Genomic DNA, 15,460 nt, shown 5'->3' on the forward strand with positions numbered 1-15,460 from the left:
AGGGTCATGTCTCGTGAGGGCAGAGGGGCATCGGCGGGGATCTGAGCTAGATTGCGCACGTGAGTGAAAACCTCGATCGCGTCGACCGCCTGATCGTCGACGGATTGATCTCGGACGGCCGCGCGACGTTGGCGACGTTGGCAGAGAAGGCGTCTCTGTCCGTGTCGGCTGTTCAGTCGCGAGTTCGACGTCTGGAGTCGCGACGAGTCATTCGCGGTTACACGGCGCAGGTCGATCCCGAAGCTCTGGGGCGTCCGTTGTCGGCGTTCGTCGCGATCACTCCGATCGATCCAGCTCGGCCGGACGACGCCCCCGCACGACTGAAGCATCTGACCGCCATCGAGTCGTGTCACTCGGTTGCCGGCGAAGAGAGCTACGTCCTGATGGTGCGCGTCGAGTCGCCGCGCGCCCTCGAACATCTACTGCAGGAAATTCGCGCCACGGCGCACGTGCAGACGCGCAGCACGATCATTCTGCAGACGTTCTACGATCGTTGACCGCTCGCCAGACGCGGTCCGAGGACATGGGCAAGTGGTGCAAGCGCACTCCCACCGCGTCACGGATCGCGTTGGCCAGTGCGGGGGCGACGGGGTTGTACGGTGACTCGCTCATCGACTTCGCGCCGAACGGGCCCAATCGGTCGTAGGTGTCCGCGAACAGCACCTGGGTTCGTGGAATGTCGGCGAACTGGGGAACGTGGTAGCTACGAATGGAGTCGGTGGTGATTCGCCCCGCACCGTCGGTGCGCATCTCCTCGTACAGTGCGCTGCCGATGGCCTGCGCGACACCGCCTTCGACCTGACCCCGGCACTGCTGCGGGTTCATCACGGTGCCTGCGTCGGCGCTCTGCACCGACTGCAGGATCTCGACCGCACCGGTGGCTTCGTCGACCGCCACCCGAAATGCCTGCACGTTGAACGCCAGTGATCGAGGGAGTCCGCCGCTGTTGCCGCTCGCCGTCAATGTGCCGCCCGCCGATGCCAGTACGTCGTCCAACGGGACGAAGCGAGCTCCGCATCGCACCCCCTCGGGCCCCAACGTGCAGTCCGAAGGGCGGCGCCCGGACGCGGAGGCGGCGACCTCGACGATGTGGGCCGACAACCCGCGCACAGCGGCGTAGAGCGCCTTGCCTGCCACCACGGTTCCCGCCGAGCCGAACGCACCGGTGTCGTAGGTGACCGACTCGGTATCGGACTGCACGACGCGGATGCGGTCGACCGACGTGCACAGCTCGCTGGCCGCGATCTGGGTGTGGACGGTGGTGGTCCCGTTTCCGAACTCCGCTGTTCCGACGCGTATCTCGTAGCCGCCCTCGGGCAGCAGCGACGCGGTGGCCTCGGCGCGGTGGCCACGGGGCGGAATGGTGGCGATCATGGCCACCGCCATTCCTTCACCGATCTTCCAGCCGGGCGGCGCAGGCTCGCCGTTGCCTTGCCTGATGGCGTTCTCGGCGAGGTCGATGCACTGATCGAGACCGTAGCTGCCGAATTGCAGGTCGTCGCCTTCGAGGTGCGCGGCGACGATCTCGTCGCCGGGAACGATGACGTTGCGGCGGCGGAACTCGAACGGGTCGATATCGAGCTCTCGGGCGAGATCGTCGAGGGCCGATTCGATCGCGAACATGACCTGCCCCAGTCCGTAGCCGCGGAAGGCACCCGATGGAATGTTGTTGGTGTACACGGTCTTCGCGTCGACCCGCTTGTTGGCGCACCGGTAGATCGCAACCGATTCGCCGCACCCGTGAAACATCACTCCGGCACTGTGATTGCCGTACGCCCCGGCGTCGGTCAGCACGTCGATCGACAGTGCGGTCAACACGCCGTCGGCGCTTGCGGCGACGGTGACGTCGACGCGAAACGGGTGTCGGCACGGTGCGACCGTGAACTCGTCCGTGCGGGTGAACTCGAACTGCACCGGCCGACCGGTCCGCAGAACGGCCAGGGCGACGACGTCCTCGGTCAGTAGTTCCTGTTTGCCGCCGAAGCCGCCACCCACCCGTGCGGTGAACACGCGGACACGATCCCGGGGGAGGCCGAAGATTTCGCATATTTCGTCGCGCACCAGGTAGGGAACCTGGGTGCTGGTGCGCAGATGAAGCCGGCCGTCGGCGTCCAGCCAACCGATGGTGCCATGAGTTTCCAAGTGCACGTGCTGAATTCGCTGAGTCGTCCATCGCCCGGTGACCACCGCTGCTGCATCACGTACTGCAGCGTCGACGTCACCGGTGCGGCCGTGCAGTTCGGCCACCAGGTTTCGGGACGGGTCGGCGATCCGAGCCGCTGCGTCCTTGTCGCCGTGGATCTTCGGTGCATCCGGGGCGAGTGCCGACTCGGGGTCGAACACGGCGGGTAGCACCTCGTACTCGACGATGAGGGCGCGGCAGCCCGCCTGTGCGGCGGCGATCGACTCCGCGACCACGATCGCCACACGTTGGCCGATGAACCGGACGACGGTGTCGAGTACCCGGGTGTCGTCGGGGTCGTCGACGCGGCTGTCGTGTCTGGCCGTGGAAAATGCTACCGCCGGGCTGTCTTTCGAGGTGAGCACCAGCTGCACGCCCGGAACCTGCTCCGCGGCCGTGGTATCGATGGAGACGATCCGGGCGTGGGCATGCGGACTGCCGAGAACGCTGGCGTGCAGCAGCCCGGGCGGGGAGTGATCGAGCGTGTACGGCTCGGTTCCGGTGACTATCCGTGTGCTTGCGGGGGCTTCGAGCGAACGCCCGCATGCCGGACCGTCGGCCACCTTCTCGGTGTTGACCACCCCGCACACGGCATCGGAAATGGCGCGATACCCGGTGCAGCGACACAGGTTTCCCTTCAATCGTGCCGGCAGCTCGTCCCTGTCTTCCGCGGTCAGGGTCGACGCGGTCACGACCATCCCCGCCGTACAGAACCCGCATTGGAATCCGGCGGCCTCGACGAACCGGCGCTGCATCGGGTGCAGATCCTGCGGGGTGCCGAGCCCGGCCACGGTGGTGACGGACCTGTCGGCCGCGCGGTAGGCGGGAAATATGCACGAGTGCACCGGTTCTCCGTCGACGAGGACCGTGCAGGCGCCGCAGTCACCGGCGTCGCAGCCCTTCTTGACCTCGAAACGGTCGTGTTCGCGGAGCAAAGTGCGCAGACATTGACCCGGTCGCGCGGCGACCTCGGTCGGTACGCCGTTGATGTCGACGATCATGACAGCTCCTCGCGAATGGACTGCGCCGCAGCGCAACTGATGTGTCGACGCCAATCCGGCGCACCATGGGGATCGTCGTACCAGTGCTGCGGGCCGATAGTGTCGGCAAGGGCGTCGTCGAGCTCGTGCGCCGTCGGTACAGCCGAAAACCGAAGCACGAACGGACGAACGGTCGACGCGGTGACGGTCAACACGAATGTGTCGTCGGGGTCGACGCGGCCGATCACCACCGCCGCCGATCGGCCGAGAGGTGAGAGCGACAGCGTGCGCATCGCCGTTCTCGACTCGAGGGCGTGCCGCGGAACGTCGATGCTGCGCAGCACATCCCCGGGTCGGAGCACCGTGGTCTGGGGGCCGACGACCAGCTGGTCGATCGGCAGACGGTAGTCGTGCTCGGGGCCGTGTGCCGACCACACCTCTGCGACGCCGTCCAGGGCGGCAGTCAACGAAATCATCGCTCCGGCAGGCAGGGCGAGCGCTACGTTTCCGCCGACAGTGGCCGTCTTCCAGATCTTGAACGAGGCCAGCAGGGCGGCTGCACACCGAGGGAACAAGGTGGTTGCGGGGAAGGCGGACTCGAATCGAGCCAGAGTCTCGATCGTGCACGTCGCTGCGATCCTGAGTCCGTTCTCGTCGACGATCAACGGCTCCCATCCCAGGGCCGTGATGTCGATCAGGGTGGTCAGGTGGTCCTGTTTCTCCGAGAACAGCCACGTGCCGCCCGCAACTACCGCGGCGTCCGCGCTGCCCGGCGGCAGATCCGCACGCGAGCGGGGAAGCAGAACACGATCGACAGTGCCGAGATCCATGGCTTCGTTCACCTCATTCTCGCCGGCCCGGATTCATCGCCCGGTGCGCCTTCTCGAACTGTAGTGACTTTCTGTTACCGATCTCGGTGCTCACGCGATACGCCCGAAACTCGGCGGAAACAACACGCGCTTATTTTTGCCTCCGGCACGGCCGAACACACGAGGCGGGAGGTTCAGCGATGTACGTCGGAGACCTACTCGATGCCTCGCACCTGGGCATCCGATTGCTCACCTCCGATCGCGACGCCCTCGGACGTACCCTGCGGTGGACGTTCACCACCGACCTACCCGACCCGTCCCGATACATCGCGGGCGGCGAGTTGGTCATCACCGGACTCGTATGGCGGCGCACGCCCGACGACAGCGAAGTGTTCGTTCGATCGGTGGCCGAATCCGGTGCGACGGCATTGGCCGCGGGGGAGGGGTTGCTCGGACACATTCCGCTCGATCTCGTCGACGCATGCGAGCGACACGGTCTGCCGCTCCTCGCTGTTCCCGACACGGTGTCGTTCGGTGAGGTCACCGAGTTTCTCGTCGGCCGGGTCACCGGTGATCGAATTGCCTCGCTGAACAATTCGCTCGCGCGCCAACGCCAGTTGCTCACCGCGGTCGCCGACGGCAGAGCCCTAGACGAACTGGCACTGCACATCTCCAGAGAAACGGGAATGGCGTGTCTGATCTACACCGCCACCGGGCGTCGGTTGGTCACCGAGGCATCTGCTTTGTCCGACGCAGATGTCGACACCTTGACGCAGGCGGCACTCTCGTCCGAAACACTTCCTACGACAACCGTTCTCGCTGATGGCTCGACCTACAGTGTCTTCGGCGTCGGGCCATCGCTCGTACAGCGCACCACGCGATGGTTCCTGGCTGTGGCCGGAGACATGGATTCGTTCTCTCCCGACGTCTCCGAGGCGTTCGGGCAACTCGCAGCCATCGCCGCGCTCGACCGTGCCCGGCGTGAAGAAGGACGGCTGGTACGGCGTGAGATCGCAGACCAAGCGGTGGCGTTGATCGAACACGACAGCACCGGATTCGAGGCACTGACGAGGCTGCGCCAGGCAGGAGTCGACCCCGACAGGCCACTCGTCGTCGTCAGAGTTGCCCACAGCGGTCGCGTCGACCTGCGAGAGATGCTCCGATCCGTCGTCGGTGACACCCTGACCTCCTTCGGCGGTGGGTGTGTCGGATGCAGCGCGCACGGCGACATCGTCGCTGTCGTCAATACCGACGACACACTGTTCGCGCAGACCATCCGCATTCGGCTGTCCCGGTTGCGCTCCGGGATCGGACCCAGCCGAATACATGTGGGCGTGAGCGCCGTGGCCACCGGGCTGACCATCGACGGCGCACTGAGGTCGGCTCGTCACGCTCTCGAACTCAGCAGGCAGGGATCCGCGGCGGTGACGGTCACCGCAGGCACCAAGCCGACCTCGGCAGTGTCGATGATGTCGGCGCTTCCCGACGACGTACGAAAATCGTTCGTCGAGCATGTCCTCGCGCCGCTGCTCGAGCACGACCGACGCACCGACGCCGACCTGACCGACACGCTGCGGGAGTTTCTGGCCAACGGAGGGTCCTGGCATCGAACCGCAGAGTCGATGCACGTCCATCTGAACACCGTCCGATATCGCATCAAACGCGTGGAGGAACTGCTCGGGCGAGATCTCGGCTCTACTGCGGACAGACTGGATGTCTACCTCGCCCTGCAATCCATGCCTCGGGCGTCGGCCCACGGCGCTGCATAATGGGGAAATGACTGCAGGCTTCACCGGAATCCCCTTCACCGCCCTGGACTTCTACGAAGACCTCGAAGCCGACAACAGCAAACTCTGGTGGAACGAACACAAGGACGTCTACGACCGTGCCGTCAAGGCACCGATGACCGCGTTGCTGGCGTATCTGGAACCCGAATTCGGGAGCGCCAAACTGTTTCGGCCGTACCGGGACGTTCGATTCTCGAAAGACAAGACCCCGTACAAGAGTCACCAGGGCGGGTTCGTCGCACGGGGCGACAGCCTCGGCTACTACGTCCAGATCGATCCCGCCGGATTGTTCGTCGCAGGCGGCTTCTACAACAGCTCCCCGGACTCGATCGCGCGTTTCCGCAAGACCGTCGACGACGACGTACGCGGAGCCGAACTCGAGGCGCTGCTGGCCACGCTGACGAAATCCGGGTTCGAGATCGGTGGTGACGTGCTCAAGACCAAGCCGCGGGGTTACGAGATCGACCATCCGCGCATCGATCTGCTGCGGCACAAGACGTTGACTGCCGGCAAACATTTCGGCTCACCCGCGTGGCTCGAAAGCCCCAAGGCAGCAACGAAAGTACGCGACGCCTGGCGTGCTCTGAGCCCACTGGTGGAATGGTCCGCGGCACTGCACACGTGAGCGCAATGTGTTACCCGACGACGGAGTATGTGCGCCAAGCACTTCCGGCGTCCGGAGCGTCCTCTCGTTCGACCGTTGCCTGAATCAGACCGTAGGGCCGATCGTCGGCGTTGAACACCTCCAGGTTGTTCTCGATGCCGAACTTGCCCAAGTCGTAGACGAAGTGGTGCTTGTTGGGGGCCGACATCGAGATCTCGGCAATGAACGGATACTTCTCCAGTACCGCCTCGCCCATGGCGTACAGGGTCTGCTGAAGAGCTAGCGACTGCAGGTTGGCGAATCGCTCGATCATCGCGGCCTTGACGCCCGCGTACACCGCATCCCACTCGACATCGGTTGTGGTGTAGCGCCACTGCGCTGTCAGCGACGTCGCCATCACTCGGTCGGTCGTGGGCTCGAGAATCGTCAGATCGTCCTCGAGGAAGCCGTGGAACTCCGAACCCGTCGACTTGAGAATCACCATCTCCTTGAAACCGCTGACGACCCAGGTTCGCTGCGCCTTGCCCTTACCCTCGACCGTGACGGCCGAGGTGCGAATTTCCTCGCCCTTGCGGGTCCACGTGTGGTCGTGCTCGACGCCGTCGACGACCGCACGCGCCCAGGCGTATTCCTCGAGTTCGATACGGGCACCGTCGACGGGCGCGACGTCGTCGACGTAGTGACGCGCGAGGTCGAGCCCGTAGCTCTCCAGGTGGAGCAGACCCTTGGTCTTGGCATACGCGTACGCGGTCTGCTTCTGGGTGTCGGTGGGCAGAACGGCGGACTGATCGCCGGCCAGGTGTGCGGCAGAGAAATCGCCACGCAGCGCACTCGATACGTTGATGTCGTGGATCTCGTGCCGCGGAGAATCTCGATAGATCCGCACCACCCGGTTCTCGGCTTTGCCGTACTGATTGGCTCCCAGAACGATCTTTCCGGTCAGGTCGGTCATGTCAGCTCCCGCGGTAGGTCGAATATGCGAAGGGGGACAACAACAACGGCACGTGATAGTGGGCGTCGGGGTCGATGACGGTGAAGGAGACGGACACCTCGGGGTAGAAGCTCGGGGTCGAGGTCGCCTCGAAATACGATCCCGTGTCGAACGAGAGCCGGTACACGCCCGGTTCGACAGGTCCGGGAATCACCTCACCGATGCGGCCGTCTCCGTCGGTGGTGGCCGTCGATATCTCGCCCTGTTCGGAATGGAACAGCCGCACGCGCATGCCGACCGCCGGTGTACCGGCCGTGGCGTCGAGCACGTGCGTGGACAGCCCGGTCACTGCGTCGGTCCCAGCACGCGGCCGAGGCGAATTCGGTTGATCTTGGCCAGTTCCACGCGGAGCACCCGTCTTTCGGTTTCGGCATCGTTGTCGAGCCTCTCCTCGAGGATAGCGAGCAACTCCTCGGCCGACCTGCCGGTCGCGCACACCAGATACACGTGCCCGAACTTGTCTTCGTACGCGCGGTTTCCCGCCGCCAGCTTCTCGCGTACTTCGGTGCCTGCAGTGGTCACTGCAGCCTGCTCACGCTTCGACGACGGGTTGTCCGCAGTGCCCCCGATCCGGGGATGGCCGTCGAGTGCATGATCTATCTCGGCCTCCGGCAGCTCGGCAAGTACCCGATCTGCTCTGTCCAACAATGAGTCTCGGCTGGCGAACGGTCTACCCTGGGCGACTCGACGGGCCCAGATCGAGGACGCGCAGCACTCGAACAGTGCATGCATCGCCTGTCGATCGGAGAGCTTGTTGAACCCGTCGAGTCCTATCCATTCGTGCAGCACATCTCGCTCGCTATCTGAAGTCGTTGATCCGGCCGAACCGCGCGGCCGCGATGGGGTTGGCGTCCGCAACCAGATCGTCGAACCGATAGTTCGCGATCTTGGCGATTTCGATCATCGCGAAAGATCGCTCCGCCGACGGCGCATTCTCCACCCGCGACCATCCGTTGGCCAGAACCCGATCGTAGCGTTCGGTCTCTCGGGCGCAGATCACCAACGGGAATCCGAAGTGTCGCCGATACTCGGCGGCGAGCTGAACGATGTTCTCGTGTTCGTCCTCCTCGAGGTTGGACAATCCGACGTGATCGGCAGCGTTGAGGGTGCCCGTCGCATCCTCGCTGCCGAGGTCGGGGTAGCTGTTGATCAGCTCGATCTGTTCCTCGGTGGTACCGGCCAACAAGGCTTCCTGGAATGCCTCACGCAGACCGTGGGCGTCGGCGAACGGGCGCTGCTGATACGCACGCTCGACTACCCACGGGGTGCCCTGCACCAGACCGCCGAACGTGGCGGCGAACTCCTCGGCCGACATCTCGTTGACCCGGTCGAGGGTGATACCTGCACCCGGACCGCCGGCCACGGCCTGACCACGATTCCCGATGTGGAAGAACAGGACGTTGAGGACGATGGCAGAGACGGCGCCCAGGACGATTCCGCTGCCGAACAGCATCTCGAGCCAATCCGGCACGCCCTGCGAAACGGTGGGTTGGATGGTGACGAGCATCGCCAGTCCGAGACTGGTGGCGACGATGATCAAGTTGCGATGGTCGGTGAAGTCCACCTTCGACAGCGTCTGGATTCCGACGACGGCGACCGTCGCGAACAGGGCCAGTGCGGCGCCGCCCAGTACCGGTGGCGGGATGGAGGCGACGACGGCCGCCGTCTTCGGCAGCAGACCGAGCAGAATCATGATGCCGCCCGCGCTGGCGACCACCCACCGACTACGCACACCGGTCAGTCGGACCAGGCCGACGTTCTCCGAGAATGCCGTGTACGGGAACGAGTTGAACGTGCCGCCGATGACGGTGGCGACTCCATCGGCCCGCAGCGTGGCAGCGATGTCGTCCTTCTTGATGCGCTTGCCGACGATCTCACCCGTCGCATACACACTGCCGGTGGTTTCGACCGCGATGATGAGCATGACGACGATCATCGAAATGATGGCGACGACACTGAATTTGGGCACACCGAACAGGAAGGGCTGGGTGAATCCGACCCACGATGCTTCCGCGGTGCCGTCGAAGTTCATGTCCCCCAACACGAATGCGACGGCACTGCCGATGACCAGACCGAGCAAGACGGCGATGGTGGCCATGAAGCCCTTGAAGAACCGTTGGATCAGCACGATGATCAGCAGAGTGCCGATCGCATACGCCATCCATCGACCGTTGGTCGGATCCTGTTCGTGTGTCGCAGGATTGGTCACCGCATCGTTGACCGCTACCGGCAGCAACGCGACGCCGATGATCGTGATGACAGTTCCGGTCACCACCGGTGGGAAGAAGCGCAGCAGCCTGCTGAAGTACGGTGCCATGAAGAACGTGACCAGACCGGCGACGATGACGGCACCGTAGACGTACAGTAACCCCTCGGTGCCACCGCCGTTGGCCATTGCGATCGCGATCACCGGCGACACACCGGCAAACGTGACGCCCTGCAGAAGTGGGAGCCGGACACCGATCTTCCAGAACCCGACCGACTGAATGATCGACGCGATACCGCAGGTGAACAGGTCCGCGTTGATGAGATGGATCAGCTGTTCGTTGGTCAGCCCGATTGCACTGCCGATGATGATCGGTACGAGAACGGCACCGGCGTAGAACGCGACCACGTGTTGAAACCCGTACGCGGCCAATTTGGGAACAGGAAGCACTTCGTCGACGGGATGGACGCGCTTGCGTGTGATGGGCTTGACGGACATCGGTGGGCACCTCGCGGACGCAACAGGGTGGATTCCTGCGACGCTGCAGGAGAAGTGCACCAAGAATCGGTCATTGCGACCGCTGCCGCCAGTCGAGCGAGCACAAAGTTTCCGCCGCGCTCGAGGCGCGTGTTGTGCGATCATCCAAGACTCGGCAGAACGACTGAAGGAGCGACGATGTCCGACGCTGTCGTGGGAGTGGTCCTGGCCGCAGGTGCCGGAACGCGATACGGATCGCCCAAAGTGCTCGCTCACGACGGGTTGTGGCTTCGCACGGCCGTGCAGGCACTGACCGATGGTGGTTGTGACCAGGTGATCGTTGTGCTGGGCGCGGCCGACGTCACCGTGCCCGATGGCGCGACCGCAGTACACGCTCCCCATTGGGAACGGGGAATGAGCGCATCGTTCGCCGCCGGGCTCGAAGCCGCATCGGACGCGGAGTACGTGGTGGTTCACGTGGTCGACACACCCGACGTCGGACCTGAGGTCGTCCACGCCGTTCTCGACGCCGCACCCCGGACGGGTCTGGCCAGGGCAGTGTTCGACGGCCGCCCAGGTCATCCGGTCGTTCTGGCGCGTCGACACCTCGAGGCAGCTGCGGCATCGGCGTCGGGAGACTCGGGGGCGCGGGAGTTCCTGCGGGGGAGGGACGACGTGATCGCCGTCGAATGTTCGCAATGGGCAACGGGAATCGACCACGACTACCGGTGAGCGGACGCCTCTCGTGCACTCGGGACTGGACTCTACGAAGGCGCTGTGTCCGGTGCACGGTGAGCGGACACCCAGTCTGCATGTGCGACCGAGCCCGCCTCCTCATCGACTACGAGGACCGGAGCCAGTAGAAGCGTCCCGGCGGGGACGCTCGGTCAAAGGACCTCGGCGGCAATGGCGTCGATCATGCCGTCGAACTGATGACCACCGGTCGGGAACTCGACCACCGTCGCCGACGGGAGCGCCTTCGAGTTCAGCGCCAGATGAGAAATGGGAACCACGTCGTCGTCTCGGCAGTGGACGAGCATCAGGTCGGTCTCGGGCTCTCGGTCGGTGAACGCGTAGTCGGCGATGTCCCACCCACGCGGAGTCCAGTCCGGCATCGCCAACAGAATGGCCCGCGCGGGCCATTCCCGGCGATGTTCTGTCAAGACCCTGACGAGGATCGATGCGCCGAAGGAATGCGCAATCACCGCATCGTCGGGTCCGAGTCGGTCCAGGTGCTGCCTAACCGGTTCGGCCCAGTCCTCGAAACCCATGGCGGTGTCGGACAGCTCCGGCATCCGAAGTTCGAGACGCAGAGCTCCAGCCAACCCGTGCGCCAGCTCCGCGTCGTCGACGAATCCGCCGGCACCGTGAACGAACAGAAGTCGACCGACCATGCGGGGTTCCTCTCCTCGGCAATGCTGTCACTGAAGAAGACCGGTGCTCGCCCGTGAATTCACCGGTCGACACACCATCCTGTCGTGCGCGTTTTGCGTACCCCGGGGTACGCAAAACGCGCACAAAGGGTTGACGCACCACAGTGCCTCGTGGAACCATCTGGCGCAGCGTCGCGTGTCGATGACGGACTGCGTCAGGCATGGAGGCGTCGTACTGCCCAGGAGGCAGCGCATGTCCATTTCGTTCGATCACACCATCATCGTTGCGAAGAGCAGTTCCGATTCTGCTGCGTTCTTTCGCGAGCTGTTCGCTCTCCCGGAGGCGCCGTCATGGGGGCCGTTCGTCAACGTCCAACTCACCGACGGCACGCTCGTTCAGTTCGCCGAGCCCCCCTTCGACGATATTCAGTGTCAGCACTATGCCTTTCGGGTCAGCGACGATCTGTTCGATGCGGCCTACACCAGGCTGGTCGAGCAGGGCGTCGAGCACTGGGCCGATCCTCGGATGACCGAACCCGGCACCGTCAACACCGACCACGGTGGCCGCGGAGTGTACTTCCGCGACCCGACCGGGCACTTCTTCGAGATGCTGACGCACTCCTACCTGGCGACGCCGGGCGAGCCGGTACCGTAACCACTGTGACCGAGCAGCAGTATGTTTCGATGACGAGGACCGCCTACGATACCGTTGCCGAGAGCTACGCCGACCTGGTTCGCGACGAACTCGACGGGCGGCATCTCGAGCACGGACTGTTGGCGACATTCGCGGACCGAGTGTCGACCGGCGGCGTTCTCGAAGTGGGATGCGGAACCGGCCGGATCGCCGACCAGTTGCACCGCCTCGGTCTCGATGTAGCGGGAATAGACCTGTCGCCCAACATGATCGAGGTCGCGCAGCGCGAACACCCGCACCTGCGATTCGGCGTCGGATCGATGGAGGCATTGGACGCGGGGGACAGCTCCCTGGCGGGGATCGTTGCCTGGTACTCGATCATCCACACGCCTCCGCACCAATTGTCGACGATATTCGCCGAATTGCATCGGGTGCTGGTGCCGGAAGGTCTGCTGCTGTTGGCATTTCAAGCAGGCAACGAGCGAGTCCGACTCGAGCAGGCGTACGGACACTCGGTCTCGTACGACGCATACCGACTCGACCCGGACGCGGTCGCGGGCATGCTCGTCGAGGCGAACTTCGAGGTGGACGTCCGCGTGCATCGAGCTCCGATGGGATACGAGTCGACATCGCAGGCATTTCTGTTGGCCCGCAAGCGAACATCGTGACGTCTCGAGACCGGTAGGATCTGCCCGATGTGTGCACCCCGTCCACGCGTTCTGTTCGTGACCGACTTGGCGTATCTGTCGAGGGGCCGACGCTACTGCGACGAAGACATCTTCTTGTCTTCGCAGCTTCGTGAGTGGGTCGACATCGCGCTGTGTCACCCGCTCGATGCGCTGGCACTGATGGACGGATTCGATGCTGTCGTTATCCGGAACTCCGGGCCTGTGCTGGGATACCAGGACGCGTTCGACGCGTTTGCTCGCCATGCGCGCGAGAACGGCACGAAGGTTTTCACCCAGCTGACCGGCAAAGGCGACCAGAGAGGCAAGCAGTACCTGGTCGATCTTTTCGCAGATGGTTTTCCGGTCATACCTACCGTCGACGATTTGCGGGGCGTCTCGCGCTTACCCGAGGTGAATAACTATGTGGTGAAACCGAAATGGGGTGCCGACTCGATCGGCATGCGTCAGATCGGACGCGCCGAACTGTCGGAAGTCGAGCCGGGCACATTGATTCAGCCGCGGATCGATTTTGTCTACGAAGTGTCGTTCTACTTCATCGGCCGCACAGTGCAATACGCCCTGTACGCCCCGGACCCCGGCCGACGTTGGGAGTTGGAGCCGTACTCGAGTACTGCTCAGGACGAAGAGTTCGCGCAACGTTTCGTCGACTGGAACGACATCGACCACGGAATCACGCGGGTGGACGCATGCCGCACCGTCGACGGAACGCTGCTGTTGGTCGAGCTCGAAGACCTGAACCCGTACCTCTCACTCGACCGGCTGCCCGAAACGGCGCGTCGACACTTCGTGAGCAACATGGCGGACGCGATCGTAGCGCTCTGTGCTCAACCGTAGCGGGCGAAAGAAGTCGTGATTCTCGGACCGAACGACGCGGTATCGCGTCGCCCCTCGCGAATCGTGGTGGCAGGAACATCCGGTTCCGGTAAGACCACGGTGTCGGCTCGTCTCGGATCGATTCTGGGAATCGAACACATCGAGATCGACAGCCTCTATCACGGGCCTGACTGGACGCCCCGTGTCACGTTCGAGCAGGACGTGAAGGAGTTCATCGCCCGCCCGGCCTGGGTCACCGAGTGGCAGTACAGCGTTGTGCGGGATCGACTCGCCGATCGGGCCGACCTCTGCCTGTGGCTCGATCTGCCTCGTCGAACGGTGATGCGGCAGATCGTGATTCGAACGGTGCGTCGACGGCTGGGTCGAACAGTGCTGTGGAACGGGAACTTCGAGCCACCGCTGCATCGCATATTTCTCGATCGCGAGCACGTCATCCGGTGGGCCTGGAACACGCATCGGATGACGGCCGCGCGCGTTCAGCGACTGAACATGCGCCGACCGGACCTGACGATCGTGCGATTCCGATCGCACGCTGAAGTGAACAGGTGGCTGGCCGATCGACTGGTTCCGGCGGCGAGGATCTGAACTGCGTCTGTCAGCAGTTGAGTCGGTCGGCAAGGGACTCGATCGAGTCTGCGCTGTAGGTCCACTCGGCTTCGGGAGCAAGGTCGGACGTCTGCGTCGGGCCGTGTTCCAGCGGGCGGGCGACGAATGCGGTGGCGAAGCCACACTCGGCTGCGGCGGCGAGGTCGCTGTTGTGGGCGGCAACCATCATGCACTCGTCGGGACGCAGCCCGAGGATGTCCGCGGTACGCAGGTAGGCATCGGGCATGGGCTTGTACGCCTGCACCGGTTCTGCGCCGAGGATGGCGTCCCAGGGAAGGCCGGCATTCTTGGCCATGTCCAGCAGCAGAGAGATGTTGCCGTTCGAGAGCGGTGCTACGACGAACTCGGTGCGCAGCCGCGTGAGCCCGGGAACGGAATCGGGCCAAGGCTCCAGTCGATGCCACGCGAAATTGAGGTCGGCCGTGGCGTCCGTATCGAGGTCGATCTCGAATTCGGAGAGCACCGTTCGCAGGGACTCGAGGTGCAGTACGTCCAACCGAGTGAAGGGCCGTTCACCGGACCGCACCTGTTCCATGGCCGGTTGATAGAGGCTCCGCCACCGATCGGCAAACCGATAGCTGTCGACTCCCGGCCCGCAGATGTCGGTGACCTCGCGGGCGATGCTCGTGCGCCAATCGACGACGGTGCCGAAGACGTCGAACAACAGCGCTTTCAACGCTTCTTCTTCTTTTTCTTCTTGTCCGCCGGATGTCCTACCGCAGACAGGATGGCTCCGGCCAGCGGAATGAGAAGGAAGAAAAGCCACTTCTGGTCGAAATCGGTGAGAAAGAACAGAGCAAGTGATCCGAAGATGACGATCGGCATCACCACTGCAGCCCAATCGATTCCGCGGTCCTTCACGGCCGGTGCGTCGGTGCCGGATCGAGCGACCGACGCAGTGCCGGACGCGGCAGGGAGGTCGACGAATACCGATTCGAGCTGTCCACGCGTCGTCGCGGATGCGATTGTGGCACTGCGCTCGTCGAATTCGGGAACCGTCAGGCGGCCCTCGCTGAAGTGCTGACCCAGCACATCGAGGGCCTTCTCCCGATCAGCGGTACCGATACGTATTTCCGGAAGCTCGGACATTGCTACAGGGTAGCGCTATCCGCGCCGCCGTTCGATGCCGAAAGTCGCCCGGGGGGTCGATCCGTTCGGCATCGAACGTCGGTGTCACTTGATTTCTGCTAGGACGGTGCCTTGGGTGATGGCGTCGCCTGCGGTGACGCTCAGGCCGGTGATGGTGCCTGCTTTGTGGGCGGTGACGGGGTTTTCCATTTTCATCGCT

The 15,460-nt window shown here is 64.0% G+C and carries 18 protein-coding genes; 8 read left to right on the plus strand and 10 right to left on the minus strand.

Annotation, left to right across the window (positions count from 1 at the left end):
- Window positions 1-59: 59 nt before the first annotated feature.
- Window positions 60-497, plus strand: a complete 438-nt coding sequence (locus CH285_RS23680) for an Lrp/AsnC family transcriptional regulator (protein WP_094642966.1) — start codon at window positions 60-62, stop codon at window positions 495-497.
- Here the strand turns inward: CH285_RS23680 and CH285_RS23685 are convergent.
- Both CH285_RS23685 and CH285_RS23690 read right to left on the minus strand, forming a co-directional pair.
- Window positions 469-3,183 (minus strand): molybdopterin-dependent oxidoreductase, encoded by a 2,715-nt coding sequence (locus CH285_RS23685; RefSeq protein WP_094642967.1) that lies wholly within the window; start codon window positions 3,181-3,183, stop codon window positions 469-471. The two genes, CH285_RS23680 and CH285_RS23685, sit on opposite strands and share 29 nt — an antisense overlap.
- Window positions 3,180-3,992: an FAD binding domain-containing protein gene (locus CH285_RS23690; RefSeq protein ID WP_032370677.1), complete on the minus strand. Its 813-nt coding sequence runs from the start codon at window positions 3,990-3,992 to the stop codon at window positions 3,180-3,182. The genes CH285_RS23685 and CH285_RS23690 overlap by 4 nt, the downstream gene beginning before the upstream one ends.
- Before the next feature lie 179 nt (window positions 3,993-4,171).
- Here CH285_RS23690 and CH285_RS23695 point away from each other — a divergent pair, with 179 nt between their 5' ends.
- Together CH285_RS23695 and CH285_RS23700 are read left to right on the plus strand one after the other, a co-directional pair.
- On the plus strand, window positions 4,172-5,740 hold the full coding sequence (locus CH285_RS23695) for a PucR family transcriptional regulator (RefSeq protein WP_094642968.1): 1,569 nt from the start codon (window positions 4,172-4,174) through the stop codon (window positions 5,738-5,740).
- A 7-nt stretch (window positions 5,741-5,747) separates the two neighbouring features.
- Window positions 5,748-6,383, plus strand: a complete 636-nt coding sequence (locus CH285_RS23700; RefSeq protein ID WP_094642969.1) for a DUF2461 domain-containing protein — start codon at window positions 5,748-5,750, stop codon at window positions 6,381-6,383.
- A gap of 10 nt (window positions 6,384-6,393) precedes the next feature.
- On the opposite strand, the gene pucL is transcribed toward CH285_RS23700, so the two are convergent.
- Genes pucL through uraD (CH285_RS23720) form a run of 4 tightly spaced genes read right to left on the minus strand, consistent with a single transcriptional unit; the run spans window position 6,394 to window position 10,057 of the window.
- Window positions 6,394-7,314 (minus strand): factor-independent urate hydroxylase, encoded by a 921-nt coding sequence (gene pucL / locus CH285_RS23705; protein ID WP_032370680.1) that lies wholly within the window; start codon window positions 7,312-7,314, stop codon window positions 6,394-6,396.
- A 1-nt stretch (window position 7,315) separates the two neighbouring features.
- Window positions 7,316-7,642, minus strand: a complete 327-nt coding sequence (gene uraH, locus CH285_RS23710) for a hydroxyisourate hydrolase (protein WP_032370681.1) — start codon at window positions 7,640-7,642, stop codon at window positions 7,316-7,318.
- Window positions 7,639-8,142, minus strand: a complete 504-nt coding sequence (gene uraD, locus CH285_RS23715) for a 2-oxo-4-hydroxy-4-carboxy-5-ureidoimidazoline decarboxylase (protein ID WP_027496461.1) — start codon at window positions 8,140-8,142, stop codon at window positions 7,639-7,641. Before uraD (CH285_RS23715) ends, uraH begins: the two co-directional genes overlap by 4 nt.
- Before the next feature lie 10 nt (window positions 8,143-8,152).
- Window positions 8,153-10,057, minus strand: a complete 1,905-nt coding sequence (gene uraD / locus CH285_RS23720) for a 2-oxo-4-hydroxy-4-carboxy-5-ureidoimidazoline decarboxylase (RefSeq protein ID WP_032366654.1) — start codon at window positions 10,055-10,057, stop codon at window positions 8,153-8,155.
- Between the two features lie 177 nt (window positions 10,058-10,234).
- On the opposite strand from uraD (CH285_RS23720), the gene CH285_RS23725 reads away from it, so the two are divergent.
- The gene (locus CH285_RS23725) at window positions 10,235-10,768 is read left to right on the plus strand and encodes a nucleotidyltransferase family protein (RefSeq protein WP_094642970.1); all 534 of its coding nucleotides are present in this window, start codon (window positions 10,235-10,237) and stop codon (window positions 10,766-10,768) included.
- A gap of 155 nt (window positions 10,769-10,923) precedes the next feature.
- On the opposite strand, the gene CH285_RS23730 is transcribed toward CH285_RS23725, so the two are convergent.
- Window positions 10,924-11,430 carry an alpha/beta hydrolase gene (locus CH285_RS23730; RefSeq protein ID WP_032370682.1) on the minus strand — a complete coding sequence of 169 codons (507 nt, stop codon included), beginning with the start codon at window positions 11,428-11,430 and terminating at the stop codon, window positions 10,924-10,926.
- A gap of 232 nt (window positions 11,431-11,662) precedes the next feature.
- Between CH285_RS23730 and CH285_RS23735 the strand changes: the two genes are divergently transcribed.
- Genes CH285_RS23735 through CH285_RS23750 form a run of 4 tightly spaced genes read left to right on the plus strand, consistent with a single transcriptional unit; the run spans window position 11,663 to window position 14,151 of the window.
- Entirely contained in the window at window positions 11,663-12,064 is a 402-nt protein-coding gene (locus CH285_RS23735; RefSeq protein ID WP_094642971.1) for a VOC family protein, read from the plus strand.
- A 29-nt stretch (window positions 12,065-12,093) separates the two neighbouring features.
- Complete coding sequence (locus tag CH285_RS23740) at window positions 12,094-12,711, plus strand: class I SAM-dependent DNA methyltransferase (protein WP_094642972.1); 618 nt, start codon at window positions 12,094-12,096, stop codon at window positions 12,709-12,711.
- Window positions 12,712-12,738: 27 nt separating this feature from the next.
- Complete coding sequence (locus CH285_RS23745; protein ID WP_094642973.1) at window positions 12,739-13,566, plus strand: hypothetical protein; 828 nt, start codon at window positions 12,739-12,741, stop codon at window positions 13,564-13,566.
- Window positions 13,567-13,584: 18 nt separating this feature from the next.
- Window positions 13,585-14,151 (plus strand): AAA family ATPase, encoded by a 567-nt coding sequence (locus CH285_RS23750; RefSeq protein ID WP_094642977.1) that lies wholly within the window; start codon window positions 13,585-13,587, stop codon window positions 14,149-14,151.
- A gap of 10 nt (window positions 14,152-14,161) precedes the next feature.
- Here CH285_RS23750 and CH285_RS23755 read toward each other — a convergent pair whose 3' ends face one another.
- The 3 genes from CH285_RS23755 to CH285_RS23765 all read right to left on the minus strand — a co-directional run.
- A complete protein-coding gene (locus tag CH285_RS23755) occupies window positions 14,162-14,848 on the minus strand; it encodes a haloacid dehalogenase type II (protein ID WP_094642974.1) in 687 nt (228 codons plus the stop codon).
- Entirely contained in the window at window positions 14,845-15,261 is a 417-nt protein-coding gene (locus CH285_RS23760) for a DUF1707 SHOCT-like domain-containing protein (protein ID WP_027496469.1), read from the minus strand. Before CH285_RS23760 ends, CH285_RS23755 begins: the two co-directional genes overlap by 4 nt.
- Window positions 15,262-15,345: 84 nt before the next feature.
- The coding region (locus CH285_RS23765) for an acetyl-CoA carboxylase biotin carboxyl carrier protein subunit (protein ID WP_141214958.1) at window positions 15,346-15,460 on the minus strand (115 nt) is incomplete at its 5' end.

The organism is Rhodococcus sp. 05-2256-B1, assembly GCF_002258465.1.
GTDB lineage: Bacteria > Actinomycetota > Actinomycetes > Mycobacteriales > Mycobacteriaceae > Rhodococcoides > Rhodococcoides fascians.

Bases quoted from the DNA above. Each gene is read 5' to 3' on its own strand.
- CH285_RS23685 (WP_094642967.1), bottom strand. From the start codon at position 3,183: ATGATCGTCGACATCAACGGCGTACCGACCGAGGTCGCCGCGCGACCG.
- CH285_RS23690 (WP_032370677.1), bottom strand. From the start codon at position 3,992: ATGGATCTCGGCACTGTCGATCGTGTTCTGCTTCCCCGCTCGCGTGCG.
- CH285_RS23695 (WP_094642968.1), top strand. From the start codon at position 4,172: ATGTACGTCGGAGACCTACTCGATGCCTCGCACCTGGGCATCCGATTG.
- CH285_RS23700 (WP_094642969.1), top strand. From the start codon at position 5,748: ATGACTGCAGGCTTCACCGGAATCCCCTTCACCGCCCTGGACTTCTAC.
- pucL (WP_032370680.1), bottom strand. From the start codon at position 7,314: ATGACCGACCTGACCGGAAAGATCGTTCTGGGAGCCAATCAGTACGGC.
- uraD (WP_032366654.1), bottom strand. From the start codon at position 10,057: ATGTCCGTCAAGCCCATCACACGCAAGCGCGTCCATCCCGTCGACGAA.
- CH285_RS23725 (WP_094642970.1), top strand. From the start codon at position 10,235: ATGTCCGACGCTGTCGTGGGAGTGGTCCTGGCCGCAGGTGCCGGAACG.
- CH285_RS23730 (WP_032370682.1), bottom strand. From the start codon at position 11,430: ATGGTCGGTCGACTTCTGTTCGTTCACGGTGCCGGCGGATTCGTCGAC.
- CH285_RS23735 (WP_094642971.1), top strand. From the start codon at position 11,663: ATGTCCATTTCGTTCGATCACACCATCATCGTTGCGAAGAGCAGTTCC.
- CH285_RS23740 (WP_094642972.1), top strand. From the start codon at position 12,094: ATGACGAGGACCGCCTACGATACCGTTGCCGAGAGCTACGCCGACCTG.
- CH285_RS23745 (WP_094642973.1), top strand. From the start codon at position 12,739: ATGTGTGCACCCCGTCCACGCGTTCTGTTCGTGACCGACTTGGCGTAT.
- CH285_RS23760 (WP_027496469.1), bottom strand. From the start codon at position 15,261: ATGTCCGAGCTTCCGGAAATACGTATCGGTACCGCTGATCGGGAGAAG.